The organism is Staphylococcus sp. MSU001 (genome assembly GCF_052976705.1).
The window spans coordinates 1-18941 of record NZ_JBRIKK010000013.1 but is presented as its reverse complement, the minus strand read 5'-3'; the positions used below and the strand labels follow the sequence as shown (position 1 = coordinate 18941).

Annotated in this window: 17 protein-coding genes, 1 tRNA gene and 1 pseudogene; 17 read left to right on the top strand and 2 right to left on the bottom strand. The window is 33.5% G+C overall.

Annotated features, from left to right (window positions below):
- The first annotated feature begins 43 nt into the window (after positions 1-43).
- Complete coding sequence (gene pheS, locus ACVBFA_RS07370; protein WP_002446204.1) at positions 44-1102, top strand: phenylalanine--tRNA ligase subunit alpha; 1059 nt, start codon at positions 44-46, stop codon at positions 1100-1102.
- Positions 1102-3504 carry a phenylalanine--tRNA ligase subunit beta gene (gene pheT, locus ACVBFA_RS07365; RefSeq protein ID WP_126122403.1) on the top strand — a complete coding sequence of 801 codons (2403 nt, stop codon included), beginning with the start codon at positions 1102-1104 and terminating at the stop codon, positions 3502-3504. The genes pheS and pheT overlap by 1 nt, the downstream gene beginning before the upstream one ends.
- Positions 3505-3555: 51 nt before the next feature.
- Here the strand turns inward: pheT and rnhC are convergent, their stop codons facing one another.
- The gene (gene rnhC / locus ACVBFA_RS07360) at positions 3556-4482 is read right to left on the bottom strand and encodes a ribonuclease HIII (protein ID WP_126122402.1); all 927 of its coding nucleotides are present in this window, start codon (positions 4480-4482) and stop codon (positions 3556-3558) included.
- Positions 4483-4740: 258 nt separating this feature from the next.
- Between rnhC and zapA the strand changes: the two genes are divergently transcribed.
- The 13 genes and pseudogenes from zapA to ACVBFA_RS07295 all read left to right on the top strand — a co-directional run bounded on the left by zapA (position 4741) and on the right by ACVBFA_RS07295 (position 17937).
- A complete protein-coding gene (zapA, locus tag ACVBFA_RS07355; RefSeq protein ID WP_001830081.1) occupies positions 4741-5007 on the top strand; it encodes a cell division protein ZapA in 267 nt (88 codons plus the stop codon).
- Positions 5008-5529, top strand: a complete 522-nt coding sequence (locus ACVBFA_RS07350) for a CvpA family protein (protein ID WP_002446207.1) — start codon at positions 5008-5010, stop codon at positions 5527-5529.
- Positions 5530-5603: 74 nt separating this feature from the next.
- Positions 5604-7313: a DNA polymerase/3'-5' exonuclease PolX gene (gene polX, locus ACVBFA_RS07345; protein WP_002486626.1), complete on the top strand. Its 1710-nt coding sequence runs from the start codon at positions 5604-5606 to the stop codon at positions 7311-7313.
- Between the two features lie 9 nt (positions 7314-7322).
- Positions 7323-9671, top strand: coding sequence for an endonuclease MutS2 (locus tag ACVBFA_RS07340; protein ID WP_126122401.1), 2349 nt, complete (start codon positions 7323-7325; stop codon positions 9669-9671).
- 258 nt (positions 9672-9929) lie between these two features.
- Positions 9930-10244, top strand: coding sequence for a thioredoxin (trxA, locus tag ACVBFA_RS07335; RefSeq protein WP_001830148.1), 315 nt, complete (start codon positions 9930-9932; stop codon positions 10242-10244).
- 97 nt (positions 10245-10341) lie between these two features.
- Positions 10342-12126, top strand: a complete 1785-nt coding sequence (gene uvrC / locus ACVBFA_RS07330) for an excinuclease ABC subunit UvrC (RefSeq protein WP_002457416.1) — start codon at positions 10342-10344, stop codon at positions 12124-12126.
- A 31-nt stretch (positions 12127-12157) separates the two neighbouring features.
- A pseudogene (locus ACVBFA_RS07325) lies at positions 12158-12351 on the top strand (hypothetical protein).
- Positions 12352-12491: 140 nt separating this feature from the next.
- Positions 12492-13106, top strand: coding sequence for a succinate dehydrogenase cytochrome b558 subunit (locus tag ACVBFA_RS07320; RefSeq protein WP_002457415.1), 615 nt, complete (start codon positions 12492-12494; stop codon positions 13104-13106).
- A gap of 152 nt (positions 13107-13258) precedes the next feature.
- On the top strand, positions 13259-15025 hold the full coding sequence (sdhA, locus tag ACVBFA_RS07315; RefSeq protein ID WP_002475940.1) for a succinate dehydrogenase flavoprotein subunit: 1767 nt from the start codon (positions 13259-13261) through the stop codon (positions 15023-15025).
- A complete protein-coding gene (sdhB, locus tag ACVBFA_RS07310) occupies positions 15025-15867 on the top strand; it encodes a succinate dehydrogenase iron-sulfur subunit (RefSeq protein WP_002446214.1) in 843 nt (280 codons plus the stop codon). Before sdhA ends, sdhB begins: the two co-directional genes overlap by 1 nt.
- 162 nt (positions 15868-16029) lie before the next feature.
- Positions 16030-16833 (top strand): glutamate racemase, encoded by an 804-nt coding sequence (gene racE / locus ACVBFA_RS07305; RefSeq protein ID WP_002446215.1) that lies wholly within the window; start codon positions 16030-16032, stop codon positions 16831-16833.
- 14 nt (positions 16834-16847) lie between these two features.
- Positions 16848-17435 (top strand): XTP/dITP diphosphatase, encoded by a 588-nt coding sequence (locus ACVBFA_RS07300; protein ID WP_002446216.1) that lies wholly within the window; start codon positions 16848-16850, stop codon positions 17433-17435.
- Positions 17428-17937 carry a YfcE family phosphodiesterase gene (locus tag ACVBFA_RS07295; protein WP_002446217.1) on the top strand — a complete coding sequence of 170 codons (510 nt, stop codon included), beginning with the start codon at positions 17428-17430 and terminating at the stop codon, positions 17935-17937. Before ACVBFA_RS07300 ends, ACVBFA_RS07295 begins: the two co-directional genes overlap by 8 nt.
- 238 nt (positions 17938-18175) lie before the next feature.
- On the opposite strand, the gene ACVBFA_RS07290 is transcribed toward ACVBFA_RS07295, so the two are convergent.
- Positions 18176-18249, bottom strand: a tRNA-Arg gene (locus ACVBFA_RS07290).
- Between the two features lie 351 nt (positions 18250-18600).
- On the opposite strand from ACVBFA_RS07290, the gene ACVBFA_RS07285 reads away from it, so the two are divergent.
- Both ACVBFA_RS07285 and ACVBFA_RS07280 read left to right on the top strand, forming a co-directional pair.
- A complete protein-coding gene (locus ACVBFA_RS07285; protein ID WP_002486614.1) occupies positions 18601-18732 on the top strand; it encodes a beta-class phenol-soluble modulin in 132 nt (43 codons plus the stop codon).
- A gap of 55 nt (positions 18733-18787) precedes the next feature.
- A complete protein-coding gene (locus ACVBFA_RS07280) occupies positions 18788-18922 on the top strand; it encodes a beta-class phenol-soluble modulin (protein WP_002446218.1) in 135 nt (44 codons plus the stop codon).
- Positions 18923-18941: the final 19 nt, after the last annotated feature.

The following is an 18941-nucleotide window of genomic DNA, read 5'->3' as shown; positions in this document are numbered from 1 at the left end:
ATTTGTAAATAATTGAAGGGACTATATAAGGAGGAATTCAGTCATGACTCAAAATGATCTAATGTCTGAGTTGAAGCAACAAGCTTTAGTTGATATTAATGAAGCAAATGATGCGCAAGCGTTACAAGAAGTAAAGGTGAAATATTTAGGTAAAAAAGGTTCTGTTAGCGCCTTAATGAAAAATATGAAAGATTTACCTAATGAAGAAAAACCTGCGTATGGTCAAAAGGTAAATGAATTAAGACAAACTATTCAGAGTGAATTAGATGAAAGACAAAAGCTAATCAAAGAAGAGAAATTAAATCAACAGCTTTCTGAAGAAACAATTGATGTCACATTGCCAAGTCGTCATATTGAAATAGGATCAAAGCATCCTTTAACACGTACAGTTGAAGAGATTGAAGACTTGTTCTTAGGGTTAGGTTATGAAATTGTTGATGGTTATGAAGTTGAACAGGATTACTATAATTTTGAAGCTTTAAATTTACCTAAATCGCATCCAGCACGTGATATGCAAGATAGCTTTTATATCACAGAAGAAATTTTAATGCGTACACATACTTCACCAGTACAAGCACGTACTATGGAAAAACGTAAAGGACAAGGACCAGTCAAAATTATTTGTCCTGGTAAAGTTTATCGACGTGACTCAGATGATGCAACGCATAGCCACCAATTTACACAAATTGAAGGTTTAGTAGTTGATAAAAATATTAAAATGAGCGATTTAAAAGGGACTTTAGAGTTAGTTGCCAAAAAATTATTCGGTGCAGATCGTGAGATTCGTTTACGCCCAAGTTATTTCCCGTTTACTGAACCATCAGTTGAAGTAGATGTATCATGTTTCAAATGTAAAGGACAGGGTTGTAATGTTTGTAAACACACAGGTTGGATTGAAATTTTAGGAGCAGGGATGGTTCACCCAAATGTATTAGAAATGGCCGGATTCGATTCTAAGGAATATTCTGGCTTCGCATTTGGTATGGGACCAGATCGAATTGCAATGTTAAAGTATGGTATTGAAGATATTCGTCACTTTTATACCAATGATGTCCGTTTCTTAGATCAATTTAAAGCTGTAGAAGATAGAGGTGAACAATAATGTTAATTTCAAACGAATGGCTAAAAGATTATGTGAATGTTGACCAGTCAGTTCAAGCGTTAGCAGAGAGAATTACAAGAACTGGAATTGAAGTCGATGATATTATTGACTATACAAAAGATATAAAAAAATTAGTAGTTGGACATGTCTTGTCGAAGACACCACATCCCAATGCCGATAAATTAAATATTTGTCAAGTAGACTTAGGTGAAGAAGAACCAGTTCAAATTGTTTGTGGTGCACCAAATGTAGATGAAGGGCAACATGTGATTGTTGCTAAAGTTGGTGGTCGTTTACCTGGTGGAATTAAAATTAAACGTGCCAAATTACGTGGCGAACGCTCTGAAGGTATGATTTGCTCATTACAAGAAATAGGTATTTCAAGTCATGTAACTCCTAAAAATTATGAGTCAGGTATATATGTATTTCCAGAAGCAGTTAAACCTGGAACAGATGCGCTAGAAGCACTATATCTTAATGACCAAGTGATGGAATTTGATTTAACACCTAATCGTGCTGATGCATTAAGTATGATAGGTACTGCGTATGAAGTCGCAGCTTTATATCAAACTAAAATGAATAAACCTAAGTTAATAAGCAATGAAAGTCAAGAGTCTGCTAAAGATGAACTAACAATAGAAGTTAAAAACGAAGATAAAGTACCTTACTATAGTGCACGTGTTGTTCATGACGTGACTATTGGTCCTTCTCCAATATGGATGCAGTTCCGATTAATTAAAGCGGGAATACGTCCAATTAATAATGTGGTAGATATTTCCAATTATGTACTTTTAGAATATGGCCAACCTTTACACATGTTTGATCAAGAGCAAATTGGTTCGCAATCTATTGAAGTTAGACAAGCTAAAAAAGATGAGACAATGAGAACTTTAGATGGTGAAGAACGTCGATTGTTAGATACTGACATTGTCATTACAAATGGTAAAGATCCTATAGCATTAGGAGGTGTTATGGGAGGAGATTTCTCTGAAGTCTCTGAACAAACACGACATGTTGTAGTAGAAGGGGCTATCTTTGATCCTGTATCTATTCGACATACATCACGCCGTTTAAATCTAAGAAGCGAATCATCGAGTCGATTTGAAAAGGGGATTGCAACTGAATTCGTCGATGAAGCTGTAGACAGAGCTTGTTATTTACTTGAAACATATGCTTCAGCAACAGTTTTAAAAGATCGAATTTCATATGGAGATTTAGGATCATTTGTGACTCCAATAAAAATCACTGCTGACAAAGTTAACCGTACAATTGGTTTTAATTTAACTGATGAAGAAATCATTGATATTTTTGAGCAATTAGGATTTAAAACTGAAAATAAAAATGGTGACATTATCGTGAATGTTCCATCAAGACGTAAAGATATTTCTATTAAAGAAGATTTAATAGAAGAAGTAGCGCGTATATATGGATACGATGACATACCATCAACGCTACCTGTATTTAAAGATGTTACAAGTGGAGAACTAACAGATCGACAGTTTAAAACGCGTACTGTTAAAGAAACACTTGAGGGCGCTGGGCTAGACCAAGCTATTACTTATTCATTGGTATCAAAAAATCATGCTACAGATTTTGCATTACAAAATCGTTCTACAATTGAATTACTTATGCCTATGAGTGAAGCACATTCCACATTACGTCAAAGTTTATTGCCGCATTTAATTGATGCAGTATCATACAATGTTGCTCGTAAAAATACAAATGTTAAGTTATATGAAATCGGACGTGTCTTCTTTGGTAACGGTGAAGGTGAGTTACCAGATGAAGTAGAATACTTGAGCGGTATATTAACTGGAGACTTTGTTAATAACAAATGGCAAGGCAAGAAAGAGCCCGTTGATTTCTATTTAACTAAGGGTATTGTTGAACGTGTTGCTGAAAAGCTTAATCTTCAATTCGATTTTAGAGCTGGTCAAATAGATGGGTTACATCCAGGAAGAACGGCAATTGTGTCACTTAATGGTAAAGATATTGGCTTCATAGGTGAGCTACATCCTACGTTGGCTGCTAACAATGATTTAAAGCGCACTTATGTATTTGAACTTAATTATGATGCAATGATGGAAGTTTCTGTAGGATATATTAATTATGAGCCTATACCTAGATTTCCAGGTGTAACACGTGATATTGCATTAGAAGTTAATCATGAAGTTACTTCATCTGAATTGTTATCCATTATTCATGAGAATGGTGAAGATATTTTAAATGATACACTCGTATTTGATGTATACGAGGGTGAACATTTAGAAAAAGGGAAAAAATCTATTGCAATTAGACTTAGTTATCTAGATACAGAAAACACACTTACCGATGAACGTGTAAATGCTGTGCATGATAAAATTTTAGAAGCACTTAAAAAGCATGGTGCTATTATTAGATAATTATCATAAAGGACTTACGCATTAGTAATAAATACTAGTGCGTAAGTCCTTTTATTTATTGTATTTTTGATTTATTAGATGAATTGCTTTATCTCTGTTTTTAAAATGTTTTTTTGAAATAGTATCAAGTTGTTGAATATCATATTTTTGAATGACTTTAGCGGCAATTAAATCTACTTTATTACTTGCGCCTTTTGGGATTTCCATATGTAGTTTTTTAGAGATGTGGTCCATGTGTTTAACAAATGCATAGCGAGAAATAATGCTTGCTGTCGCGATTGCTAGTGATTTAGACTCACCTTTTGTTTCAAATTTTGTTTTGTCAGGAAAAGGTAATGCTGATAATGCGTAATGTTGATAAACTTCTCGTTTTGCAAATTGATCAATAACAATATAATCCAGTTGATCTTGCTCAATTTTTTGAATCACATTTTTGATAGCCTCATTATGTAAGACAGCTTTCATTTTAACTTGAGACCATCCTAGACTTTGTCGTTCGTTATACTTAACATTATCTAATGTTAATAAAGAATGCGGGATAAAGGTAATGAGCTGTTCTGCAAGATCGACGATTTTAGTATTGTTTAGTTTTTTTGAATCATCTACACCAAGTTCTTTTAAGATTTTGATATGTGATTGGCTCACATAAGCTGCACACACAGTCAATGGACCAAAATAGTCGCCACTGCCTGCTTCATCGCTACCAATACAATGAAAATGATTATATTGAATACTAGTTGTATTTGATGATGTATGTTTGCCAGTTGTTGATTGCTTATCTGGTAGCAATTGACTCGCTACTTGCTCAGCATTCTTACCTTGAAACATTACTTTGCCAGAACTATAGATATTGATAACAGTATTTTGATATCTCGTACGAGCTTTCATACCTTGAGGCAACTTCGTCGTCTCAAAAGTAGTTTGAGCCATCAATGATTGAATTTCTTTTGACGTGAGTTTGTATACTACATTTCCCATTAATTGAATCCTCTCTTTTTTGTACTCTTTTATATTTTATCAAATTTTAATATTGAAGATAGTCTTAAATGATATTGTTGAATATGTCATCTGTATTATCTTTTAATAACAGACGTTTACATTGGTATTTACACTCATGTATAATATTTGATGATAAGTAAAATTATGTAAAATACTACAATTTACAATTTAATAAATTGGAATTTGAATAATTGTTTAAGTTAAAATCATTTTAATCCAAGGTCAGGAGAAATTAGTATGGGTGAATTTAAAAATAGAATAAATGTTACGATTAATGATCAACATTTCACAATCATTGGCGAAGATAGCCCTGAACATATTCGTTATGTAGCACATCTTGTTGATGAAAAAATGCAAGAATTAGGTCAAAAATCAGCAGGTTTAGATACAACTCGAAAAGCGATTTTAACATCTGTGAATATTATGCATGAGAAAGTTATTTTAGAAGAAGAGAACAGACGATTACAGCAAGAAATAAATCAATTAAAACAAAGAGATGAATAAATGCTCATTGATATAGTTGTTCTTATTATTATTTGTTACTTTATAGTGATAGGGTTTCGTAGAGGTATTTGGTTATCGATATTGCACTTTGCTTCTTCAATTGTATCTTTATTTATTGCGTCACAATATTATCAATCTATTGCGCAACGTTTAGTTGTTTTTGTGCCATTTCCTAAAACAGTGGCGTTTGATATGGTCTATACTATACCTTATGATCATTTGCAATACAGATTTGAAAAAGTGATAGCATTTATTATAATATTTGGTATGTGTAAGCTTATTTTGTATCTAGTTGTTGTTACATTTGATAATATAATAACGTATAAAAAGATACACTTAGTAAGTCGGATATCGAGTGTCGTTTTGAGTATCATAGCGGTTTTTATATATTTACAAATTGGACTTTATTTATTATCGCTATATCCGCATTCATTTATACAGTACCAATTATCTCAATCGCTATTAAGTCGAGTTGTGATTGAACAAATTCCTTATTTATCACAATTTATTTTAAATTTATAAAGTAATGACATGAGGTCAGGACAAGTTCGAACGTTAATGTTATGTCCTGGTCTTCTTTTTATGGAGTGATATTGATGACAAAAAAAGATGTAATTCAATTATTAGAAAAAATAGCTATATATATGGAGCTAAAAGGAGAAAATACATTTAAAGTTTCAGCGTATAGAAAAGCTGCACAAAGTTTAGAGGTTGATGAGCGTACATTAGAAGAGATTGATGATGTAACAGAACTTAAAGGCATTGGAAAAGGCGTAGGAGAAGTTATTAATGAATTTAAAACAAAAGGTCAATCATCGACTCTTCAAGCACTTCAAGATGAAGTACCTGAAGGGTTAGTGCCACTGTTGAAAATACAGGGATTAGGCAGTAAAAAAATAGCAAAACTATATCAAGAACTTCAAATTACTGATAAAGAAACACTTCAAAAAGCCTGTGAAGAAGGTAAAGTCAGTGCTTTAAACGGTTTTGCAAAAAAGACAGAGCAAAACATTTTAGAAGCAGTGAAGGCGATAGGTGCTAAAAAGGATCGTTATCCTATAGAGCTAATGAGAGGTCTCAACCAAGAAATTGTAAAATTTATTGAACAGCTAGAAGGAGTTAAACAATATTCAACTGCTGGTAGTTTTAGAAGATATAAGGAAATGAGTAAAGATTTAGATTTCATAATTAGTACATCAGAGCCTAAAAAAGTTCAACAACAATTACTCCGTATTCCGAATAAAGTCAAAGATGTTGCTGTTGGGGATACTAAAATTTCTCTGGAATTAGCTTATGATGATGAGACGATTGGTGTTGATTTTAGATTGATAGAACCTGCTGCTTTTTACCATACTTTACAACACTTCACCGGTTCGAAGGATCATAATATTAGAATAAGACAATTAGCAAAAGCACGTGACGAAAAGGTTAGTGAGTATGGTATCGAACAACAAGATGGTAAGCTATTACAATTACAAAGTGAAGAAGCGATTTATCATCATTTTGGTGTAGATTGGATTGCGCCTGCCATGCGTGAAGACGGTAGTGAGTTTGATAAAGATCTGAGTCAAATCATTCAATTAGGTGACATCAATGGAGATTTGCATATGCACACAACATATAGTGATGGTGCCTTTTCGATTAAAGAAATGATTGAGGCAAATATTGCAAAAGGTTATGAATTTATGGTCATTACAGATCACTCACAAAGTTTAAAAGTAGCTCATGGATTACAAGTCGACCGTCTGCTAAGACAAAATGAAGAAATAAAGCAATTAAATGAAGAGTATAAGGAAATAGATATATATTCAGGAACAGAAATGGACATTCTACCTGATGGAACATTAGATTACGATGACGAAGTATTGGCACAGCTTGATTATGTTATCGCAGCTATTCATCAAAGCTTTAATCAATCTGAAGACGAAATCATGAAACGTTTGGAAACAGCATGTAGAAATCCATATGTGCGTCACATTGCTCATCCAACCGGCCGTATTATTGGACGTAGAAAAGGTTATAAAGCTAATATTGAAAAGTTAATGAATTTAGCCGAAGAAACAAATACAATTTTAGAGATTAACGCAAATCCACATCGTTTAGATTTAAATGCAGAAATCGTTCGTAAATATCCAAAGGTTAAGTTAACAATTAATACGGATGCTCATCATACAAATCATCTTGATTTCATGAAATATGGTGTTGCTACTGCACAAAAAGGATTTGTCAATAAAGAGAGGGTCATTAATACAATGACGAAGGAAGCCTTTCGCTCATTTGTTGAAACGAATAAATATAAGAAATAGAGGGATTGCATGAGACAAAAAACATTAGATGTCTTGGAATTTGAAAAGATTAAATCATTTGTGGCAGATGAAACTATAAGTGATCTAGGTCGTGAAAAAGTACAAGAGATGGCTCCCGCTAGTAATTTTGATACAGTAGAATTTCAAATGAATGAAACAGACGAAATTTCACAAATCTATAACAAGCATCGATTACCAAGTTTAAGTGGTCTAGCAAAAGTGTCTCCACTTGTTCATAGGGCCAGCATAGGAGGCGTTTTAAATGTGGCAGAATTAAACAGAATTAAACGCCTAGTTCAAGTGCAAAATCAATTTAAAACATTTTACAATCAAATGCTAGAAGAAGATGAAGAGGTTAAGTATCCTATACTGCATGATAAAATGAATCATCTACCGATACTTACAGATTTATTTAAAGAAATTAATGAAAAATGTGATGCACACGATTTATTTGACCATGCAAGTTATACTTTACAAAGTATTAGAAGTAAAATTTCAAGAACAAACCAACGAATTCGTCAAAATTTAGATAGAATAGTGAAAAATCAAGGGAATCAAAAAAAACTATCTGATGCAATTGTAACAGTAAGAAATGATCGCAATGTTATTCCTGTGAAAGCTGAATATAGACAAGATTTCAATGGTATTGTTCATGATCAATCGGCATCAGGACAAACACTATATATTGAACCGAATTCTGTTGTAGAGATGAATAATCAAATCAGTCGTTTGCGTAATGATGAAGCAGTTGAACGTGAACGTATATTGACTGAATTGACGGGATTTGTTTCGGCGGAAGCTGACGCATTACTCATTGCTGAATCGGTTATGGGTCAAATTGATTTTTTAATTGCTAAAGCTCGTTATGCGCGCACTATAAAAGGGACAAAACCTACATTTAAAGAGGATCGAACGATATATTTACCTAATGCATTTCACCCTTTATTAGACAAAGATACTGTTGTAGCAAATACAATTGAATTTATTGACGATGTAGAAACAGTCATAATTACTGGACCAAACACGGGTGGTAAGACGGTTACTTTAAAAACACTAGGATTGATAATTGTCATGGCACAATCAGGATTGTTAATTCCTACACTGGATGGAAGTCAATTAAGTATCTTTGAAAATGTATATTGTGATATTGGAGATGAACAATCTATAGAACAATCATTATCAACATTTTCATCTCACATGAAAAATATAGTAGAAATATTACAAGATGCAGATCAAAATAGTCTCATTTTATTTGATGAACTAGGCGCAGGTACAGATCCAAGTGAAGGTGCGGCACTCGCAATGAGTATCTTAGATTATGTACGCCGTTTAGGGTCTTTAGTTATGGCAACAACACATTACCCTGAATTAAAAGCTTATAGTTATAATCGTGAAGGTGTCATGAATGCAAGCGTTGAATTTGACGTTGAAACACTGAGCCCGACTTATAAATTATTAATGGGTGTTCCAGGGAGATCTAATGCCTTTGATATATCGAAAAAACTTGGTCTAAGTCTCAACATCATTAATAAAGCTAAGACAATGATAGGGACAGACGAGCAAGAGATCAATGCCATGATTGAATCATTAGAACAAAATTCAAAACGTGTTGATCAACAACGTATAGAATTAGATCGACTTGTGAGGGAAGCACAGCAAACCCACGATGCTTTGTCTAAACAATACCAACAGTATCAAAATTATGAGAAATCATTGATGGATGAAGCTAAAGAAAAAGCTAATCAGCGTGTGAAATCTGCGACTAAAGAAGCGGACGAAATTCTTAAAGAACTTAGAAATCTAAGAGATCATAAGGGCGCTGAGGTAAAAGAACATGAATTAATTGATAAAAAGAAACAACTTGATGATCAATATGAGGTAAAATCAATTAAGCAACATGTTCAAAAGAAAAAGTATGATACGATTCATACTGGAGATGAAGTGAAAGTTCTATCTTACGGTCAAAAAGGTGAAGTGCTTGAACTTGTAGGTGAAGAAGAAGCAGTTGTACAAATGGGAATCATTAAAATGAAATTACCTATTGAAGATTTAGAAAAAACGAAAAAGAAAAAAGAAAAACCTACAAAAATGGTAACAAGACAAAATAGACAAACTATTAAAACAGAACTAGATTTAAGAGGATATCGTTACGAAGAAGCTTTAAATGAATTAGATCAATATCTTGATCAGGCGGTTTTAAGCAATTACGAACAAGTTTATATTATTCATGGTAAAGGTACGGGGGCACTTCAAAAAGGTGTTCAACAACATTTGAAAAAACATAAAAGCGTTAGACAATTTAGGGGAGGTATGCCTAGTGAAGGTGGATTTGGTGTCACTGTGGCAGAACTCAAGTAACCTTTAGATATGAGTAATGTGACTATATCTGAATAATTAAATGAACGATTTTATAGAACTCAGTATTAAAAATATTTAATAACAGTGCTTAACTTAAAGTATAAAGTTTAACGAAAGGACAAGGGCGCACATTACCATAATAACTAATGTGTTAAGTCGCTCTAAACTCGCTATGTTTGTTAAGAGCATCTATAATGCAAAGGTGATTAATCTCTGTTATAATTTGTTCATCATTGAAAATTAAGGAGGATTGGCATTATGGCAATCGTAAAAGTAACTGATTCTGATTTTGATAGCAAAATTGAATCTGGTGTTAAATTAGTTGATTTCTGGGCGACTTGGTGTGGACCTTGTAAAATGATTGCACCAGTTTTAGAAGAACTAGCAGGAGACTATGATGGTAAAGCTGACATCTTAAAATTAGATGTTGATGAAAACCCATCAACTGCAGCGAAATATGAAGTAATGAGTATCCCAACTTTAATTGTATTTAAAGATGGCGAACCAGTTGATAAAGTTGTAGGTTTCCAACCTAAAGAAAACTTAGCAGAAGTATTAGATAAACATCTATAAGATTAACATAAATAAAGACTGGGGCATTACATTGAGTAATTGCTCCAGCTTTATTTTGTTTTCATTAATTAATTTGATAATGGAAAGGAGGAGCCCTTTGGAGGAATATCAAAAGAAAATAAAAGAAAAATTAAACGTAGTCCCTTTAGAGCCGGGTTGTTACTTAATGAAAGATAGAAATGATCAGGTTATATATGTGGGGAAGGCAAAACGTTTAAGAAATCGTCTACGTTCTTATTTTACGGGCGCACATGATGCTAAAACAACCCGTTTAGTTGGAGAAATACGTAACTTTGAATTTATCGTGACATCAAGTGAGACAGAATCGCTACTGCTAGAGCTTAATCTTATAAAACAGTATCAACCCCGATATAATATTTTATTAAAAGATGATAAAAGTTATCCTTTTATTAAAATTACCAAAGAAAAGCACCCACGATTACTTGTTACTCGTACTGTAAAAAAGAATTCAGGTAAATACTTTGGTCCATATCCTAATGCGTATTCTGCACAAGAAACAAAGAAATTACTTGATCGTATCTATCCATTTAGAAAATGCGATAATATGCCAGATAAGCTGTGTCTTTATTACCATATTGGACAATGCATGGGACCGTGTGTCTATGATGTTGATTTAGAGAAGTATGCTCAAATGACAAAAGAAATTACGGACTTTCTAAATGGGGAAGATAAAACAATTTTGAATCATTTAGAAGACCGCATGAATAAAGCGAGTGAACAGTTAGATTTTGAACAAGCAAAAGAATATAGGGATATGATTCAACACATTCACAATTTAACTAAAAAACAAAAGATTATGTCTTCGGATAATACAATTAGAGATGTTTTTGGTTATAGTGTTTCTAAAGGCTGGATGTGTGTTCAAGTCTTCTTCGTTAGACAAGGTAATATGATTAAACGTGATGCTACAATGATACCAATACAACAAACAGAGGAAGAAGAATTTTATACTTTTATAGGTCAATTTTATAGTTTAAATCAGCATCTAATACCTAAAGAAGTTCATGTACCTAAAAATCTTGATAAGGATATCATTCAGTCGGTGGTAGATACTAAGATTGTTCAACCAGTACGAGGAGCTAAAAAAGACATGATTAATTTAGCGAATCACAATGCTGAAGTGCAACTCGATAATAAATTTGAATTAATTGCTAGAGATGAGTCAAGAACCATCAAAGCAATTGAAGAACTAGGAGAGCGTATGGGTATCCAAACACCAATAAGAATTGAAGCTTTTGATAATTCAAATATTCAAGGTGTTGATCCAGTTTCAGCAATGGTTACATTTGTAGATGGCAAACCTCATAAAAAAGATTATCGAAAATATAAGATTAAAACAGTGGAAGGACCTGATGATTATAAATCTATGAGAGAGGTCGTTCGTAGACGCTATACTCGTGTACTTAACGAAGGGCTACCTCTACCAGATTTAATAATAGTTGATGGTGGGAAAGGTCATATGAATGGTGTGATGGATGTACTCGAAAATGAGCTTGGGCTAGATATACCAGTTGCTGGTTTACAAAAAAATGATAAACACCAAACATCTGAACTACTTTATGGAGCAAGTGCTGAAATAGTACCTTTAAAAAAGAATAGTCAAGCATTTTATCTATTACACCGCATACAAGATGAGGTTCATCGATTTGCAATTACATTCCACCGACAAACACGTCAAAAAACAGGTTTGAAATCTGTTCTTGATGACATTGATGGTATTGGAACTAAGAGAAAAACTTCATTATTACGTACGTTTGGATCGATTAAGAAAATGAAAGAAGCGTCTTTTGATGAATTAAGACAAGCAGGATTGCCTGAAAAGGTTGCTAAAAACCTTCAAAACGCGTTACAAAACAAATAATTATTAAAAAGTGGGCATGAGAATCATTCTCATGCCCAAAAATTGTGAAATTAATGTTACAATGTACGTATCAAAAGCTAATTTTTTTAAAGTTGTATGGAAGCGTTTTCTAAATGAGAAAAGTTATCACTTCATGTTAATTGTCACAACTAATAGATTTCCAAAACTTTAAACTTTCTGCTCAATGACTGGCTTTTTACTTTTTTAAGTCCTACTTGTGTATAGGTCGATATTAATTATAAAGACAAGTACTAAATAAAAAAGTAAATCAACGCTGGTCTTTTATGTAAAACTTTAGGGCATTTTGCATACAAGTTTCTAAGAATTAGCAATTTAAATTATAAGTTTCGCAGGGGGGACTCTTTTTGGCTCAATCAAAGAATGAATTTTACCTTAGAAGATTACATTCGTTATTAGGGGTTATTCCGATAGGTGCATTTTTAATTGTACACTTAATGGTAAACCATCAAGCAACGCAAGGTGCTGAAGCTTTTAATAGAGCGTCAGGATTTATGGAATCTTTACCATTCCTTATTGTGATGGAATTTATACTTATTTATATACCATTGTTATACCATGGTTTGTTCGGTTTACACATCGCTTTCACTGCTAAGGAGAACATCGGGCATTACTCATTATTTAGAAACTGGATGTTTTTCTTCCAACGTGTAAGTGGTATTTTAGCATTTATTTTTATTGCAATGCACTTATGGCAAACACGTTTGCAAAAAGCTTTTTATGGTAAATCTGTGGACTATAATCTAATGCATGAAACATTACAACATCCGTTATGGGCAATCTTTTACATTATTTGTGTCATTGCTGTTGTTTTCCATTTTGCTAATGGTTTATGGTCATTTTGTGTAACATGGGGCTTTTTACAATCTAAAAAATCACAACGTGTTTTCACTTGGATTTCACTCATAGTATTTTTAGTGATTTCTTATATTGGTGTTGCAGCCGTTATTGCGTTTATATAAATATATGAATTTTCGTTTTGAAATAAGTGAGTATAGATAATTTACTACTAAGAAATTATGAAACGTTAAAGATTAACTGTTTCGTAGTTAGTTTATATCTGAAAATTAAAAGTAGGGCTTGAGATTTAAATATTCAGGGGAGTGACATTTCTATGGCAGAGAAAAAAATTATTGTTGTCGGTGGAGGACTAGCCGGTCTGATGTCAACAATTAAAGCGGCAGAACAAGGTGCACATGTAGATTTATTTTCCATTGTACCGGTAAAGCGTTCGCACTCTGTTTGTGCACAAGGTGGCATAAATGGTGCTGTTAATACTAAAGGTGAGGGAGATTCACCGTGGATTCACTTTGATGATACTGTTTATGGCGGAGACTTCCTGGCTAATCAACCACCAGTCAAAGCAATGGCTGATGCTGCACCTAAAATCATCCATCTGTTAGATCGTATGGGGGTTATGTTTAACAGAACGAAAGAAGGCTTATTAGACTTTAGACGTTTTGGCGGTACACTACATCATAGAACAGCATTTGCTGGCGCAACGACAGGTCAACAGTTACTTTATGCATTAGACGAGCAGGTTCGTTCATTTGAAGTGGATGGTTTAGTAACTAAATACGAAGGATGGGAATTTCTAGGTATTGTTAAAGACGAAGAAGATGCTGCAAGAGGTATTGTCGCTCAAAATATGACAACATCAGAAATTCAATCATTCGGTTCAGACGCTGTTATCATGGCAACAGGTGGTCCTGGTATTATCTTTGGTAAAACGACGAACTCAATGATTAATACAGGTTCAGCGGCGTCCATCGTTTATCAGCAAGGTGCGATTTATGCAAATGGTGAATTCATTCAAATACATCCGACTGCGATTCCAGGTGATGACAAATTACGTCTTATGAGTGAATCAGCTCGTGGTGAAGGTGGCCGTATTTGGACGTATAAAGATGGTAAACCTTGGTACTTCTTAGAAGAAAAATATCCAGACTATGGTAACTTGGTTCCACGTGATATAGCGACACGTGAAATTTTCGACGTTTGTATTAACCAAAAGTTAGGCATCAACGGAGAAAACATGGTATACCTTGATTTATCTCATAAAGATCCACACGAATTAGATGTTAAATTAGGTGGTATTATTGAAATTTATGAAAAATTCACAGGTGATGATCCACGTAAAGTTCCAATGAAAATCTTCCCAGCAGTACATTATTCAATGGGTGGTTTATACGTAGATTATGATCAAATGACTAATATCAAAGGGTTATTTGCAGCTGGAGAATGTGATTTCTCACAACATGGTGGTAACCGTTTAGGTGCCAATTCTTTACTTTCAGCTATTTATGGGGGTACAGTAGCGGGTCCTAACGCTATCAAATATGTTGAAAATATTGAAAAATCGTATACCGATCTAGATGACAGTATTTTCGAAGCTCGTGTTAAAGAAGAGAAAGAAAAATTTGATCATTTATTGAATATGCGTGGTACTGAAAATGCTTATAAACTTCACCGTGAATTAGGTGAAATTATGACAGCTAACGTAACTGTGGTTCGTGAAAATGAAAAGTTACTTGAAACAGATAAAAAAATTCAAGAACTTATGAAACGTTATGAAGATATTGATATGGAAGATACGCAAACATGGAGCAACCAAGCAGTATTCTTCACACGACAATTATGGAATATGTTGGTTCTTGCTCGTGTGATTACGATTGGTGCGTATAATCGTAACGAATCTAGAGGTGCACATTACAAACCTGAATTCCCAGAACGTAATGATGAAGAATGGTTAAAAACAACCATGGCTCGTTATAAAGGTAGAAGTGAAAAGCCAGAATTTACTTATGAGCCAGTAGATGTAAGTTTAATTCCACCTCGTAAGCGTGACTACACAAGTAAGTCTAAAGGAGGTAATAAATAATGGCTGATCAATCATTAAAAGAAACTCCAAAAACTCAAAGTAATCCACAAACTCAAGTACAAGGTCAAAATCAACAACCAAAACAAAAAACAGTAAAATTGATAATTAAACGTCAAGATAATAGCGAATCAAAACCTTATGAAGAATCATTTGAAATTCCTTATAAGGAAAATTTAAACGTAATCGCATGTTTGATGGAAATCAGACGAAATCCAGTCAACTCTAAAGGTGAAAAAACGACACCAGTCACATGGGATATGAATTGCCTCGAAGAAGTATGTGGCGCTTGTTCAATGGTAATCAACGGCCGTGCACGACAATCATGTTCAGCTATTGTTGATCAATTAGAACAACCTATTCGTCTTGAACCTATGAGTACTTTCCCTGTCATTCGAGATTTACAAGTTGATCGCTCAAGAATGTTCGATAACTTAAAACGAATGAAAGCATGGATTCCTATTGATGGAACATATGACTTAGGACCTGGACCACGTATGCCAGAGAAAAAACGTCAAACTGCATATGAGTTGTCTAAATGTATGACTTGTGGTGTATGTTTAGAAGTATGTCCAAATGTCACAAAAAACAATAAATTTGTTGGTGCACAAGCTATTTCTCAAGTACGTTTGTTCGATTTACATCCAACAGGTTCCATGACTAAAGATGAGCGTTTAGATGCATTGATGAGTGCAGGTGGACTGCAAGAATGTGGTAATTCTCAAAACTGTGTGAATGCATGTCCTAAAGGTATACCATTGACAACGTCAATTGCCGCAATGAATAGAGAAACCTCTTTCCATATGTTTAAATCATTCTTTGGTTCAGATCATCAAGTAGATTAATATAGCTTATAGTGACCAAGGCAACTTCGCCTTGGTCATTTTTTGCTGATTGTAGAATAAAGATAGGAATTTCACTTTACAAGAACTATAAACGTAAATATCTACAGTTATATGATACTGTGATACAATGTAAGGTAATTGTAAAAATAAGGGTGAAGAAGTATGAATAAACCTATTGGAGTCATTGATTCAGGTGTTGGTGGTCTTACTGTTGCTAAAGAAATTATGAGACAGTTACCAAATGAAACTATTTATTATTTAGGTGATATAGCACGTTGTCCATATGGTCCAAGACCAGGAGAAGAAGTTAAAAAATTCACAACGGAACTAGCTCAAAAATTGATGGAATTTGATATAAAAATGCTGGTTATTGCTTGCAATACTGCTACGGCAGTTGCGTTAGATTATTTACAAAACATATTACCTATTCCTGTCATTGGTGTTATCGAACCTGGAGCAAGAACTGCGATAATGACTACAAAAAATCAAAATGTATTAGTTTTAGGAACCGAAGGAACAATTAAATCAGAAGCGTATCGCACACATATAAAAAAGATAAATCCAAATGTGAATGTCTATAGTGTTGCATGCCCGGGCTTTGTTCCTCTAGTTGAACAAATGCGCTATAAAGACCCTACAATCACTAATATTGTGATTCATCAAACGTTGAAGCAATGGAGAAACAGTGATGCGGACACGGTTATTTTAGGATGTACACACTATCCGTTGTTATATCAGCCTATTTATGAATATTTTAGTGGTACTAAAACAGTTATCTCATCTGGCTTAGAAACAGCAAGAGAAGTAAGTGCATTACTCACGTTTAGCAATGAGCATGCCAGTTACACAGAACATCCCCAACATCGATTTTTTGCGACTGGTGACACCACACATATTAAAAATATTATTGATGAATGGTTAAATATGAAAGTTGAAGTCAAAAGAATAACTGTAAATGATTCATAGAAGGAGAGAATGATATGGAAGATATTGTTATTGCAACTAATAATCAAGGTAAGATAAACGATTTTAAAGCTATTTTTAAAAATCAAAATGTTATTGGAATTTCTGAGTTGATTGAAGATTTTGATGTAGAAGAAACAGGTGCCACATTTGAAGAAAACGCTAAGTTAAAATCCGAAGCGGCAGCACATGCATTAAATAAGCGTGTCATTGCAGATGATAGTGGACTTGAAGTGTTCGCATTAAATGGGGAACCAGGCGTGTATTCAGCGCGCTATGCAGGATTAGGTAAGAATGATGAAGATAATATTGAAAAGTTGTTAACGAACTTAGAAGATGTTCAAGACCGTCGTGCTCAATTTGTTTGTGTGATTAGTATGAGTGCGCCTAATGAAAAAACAAAAACATTTAAAGGAACAGTTTCCGGAGTGATAACAACTGAACGACATGGAAAAAATGGTTTTGGTTATGATCCAATATTTTTCGTTCCAGAATTAAATAAAACGATGGCGGAAATTACAAATGATGAAAAGGGTAAAATCAGTCATCGTGGAAATGCTATTCTATTGTTAAAAGAATATTTAGAGGGTGAACAACATGTCTAAGTGGATTATTCTTAGTGATAATCACAAAGAAACAGGTATCTTATATCATATTTATGATCTACATAAAGACGCAGATAAATTTTTACATTTAGGGGATTCTGAATTTAGTTATAATGACACAGAACTTAGTTTGTATCAGCGTGTGAAAGGTAATTGTGATTTTTATCCAGAGTTTTTAGAAGAAGCAATCACTGAAGAAAACGGAGTTCGTGCCTTTTATACTCATGGTCATCTTTATCAAGTAAACCAAACACGAATGAAACTTGCTGAAAAGGCAAAAGAATTAGGATGTTTGTTTGCTTTCTATGGACATACACATGTGGCAAAATATGAGCAAATAGGTGGCATCCATGTAATTAATCCTGGTAGTATTTCTCAATCACGTAGTCAAATCGAAGAAACTTTTGCTGAGCTCGTATACAAGGATCATGAAAATACCATCATTTTGAATTTTAGAAATAGAGAAAATCAGGTCATCGAAACAGTTAAGATTGAATATTAGACAGTTAGGAATAATAAGAGCAAAACTTTTATATAAAGAATAAACCTGGGACATTAAAATGTTTCAGGTTTATTAATGATGTGGTCATCGATGGCTAAGTTAAACTTACGTGATGTTTACGCCTTATTAAGTTTGCTCTTTTGTAATATATAGCGGGTTTTAATCTCTGTTGAATTATATTATTGTATTTTACATAATAAAAAAGGAGCCTCATTCAATGAGACTCCTTTTTTTATAGCGTCCTGGGAGGGATTCGAACCCCCGACCGATGGCTTAGAAGGCCATTGCTCTATCCAGCTGAGCTACCAGGACATTTTCAACACAAGAATTATTATATCTAAATATATGTCTTTTAGCAATAGGTACCTAATAAAAATTATTTATATTTTTCACTATAATAGAGGTTTTTATACATAAATGTTAATTTGATATAAAACCCTATATGTTTATATCAATAAAATAGAGTGCAATACAGTTGTGCATGCCTAACTGTTGTAAAACCTAAGGAAAGTAACAGTTAGGAACTCTTAATTATTTAGTATGAAAAATGCAACAAATTGAGTCAAATTAACTTTATAGTATAGGTAACAAAACGATAGAGATAACGAATCGCAAACGTATCCAATCGTTTTGGAGTTATTAACTCATTTAGGAGTGTTAATAATGAAATTATTTAACGCTTTTAAAGACATCTTAGAAGCAGCCATCACTAACGATGGCACTCAATTAGGGGCAAGTATTGTTAACATCATAGAAAGTAGCGTTGATATGATGAATCGATTTTTGGGAAATTAGTTCATCATCAACGATCTCGCATAATAATAAAATTTATTTAAAGGAGTTTTGAATAATGGAACAATTATTTGACGCAATTAGAAGTGTAGTAGATGCAGGAATCAACCAAGATTGGTCTCAATTAGCTTCAGGTATCGCTGGTATTGTTGAAAATGGTATTAGTGTTATTTCTAAATTATTAGGTCAATAATTTAAAAATTAAAACTTTA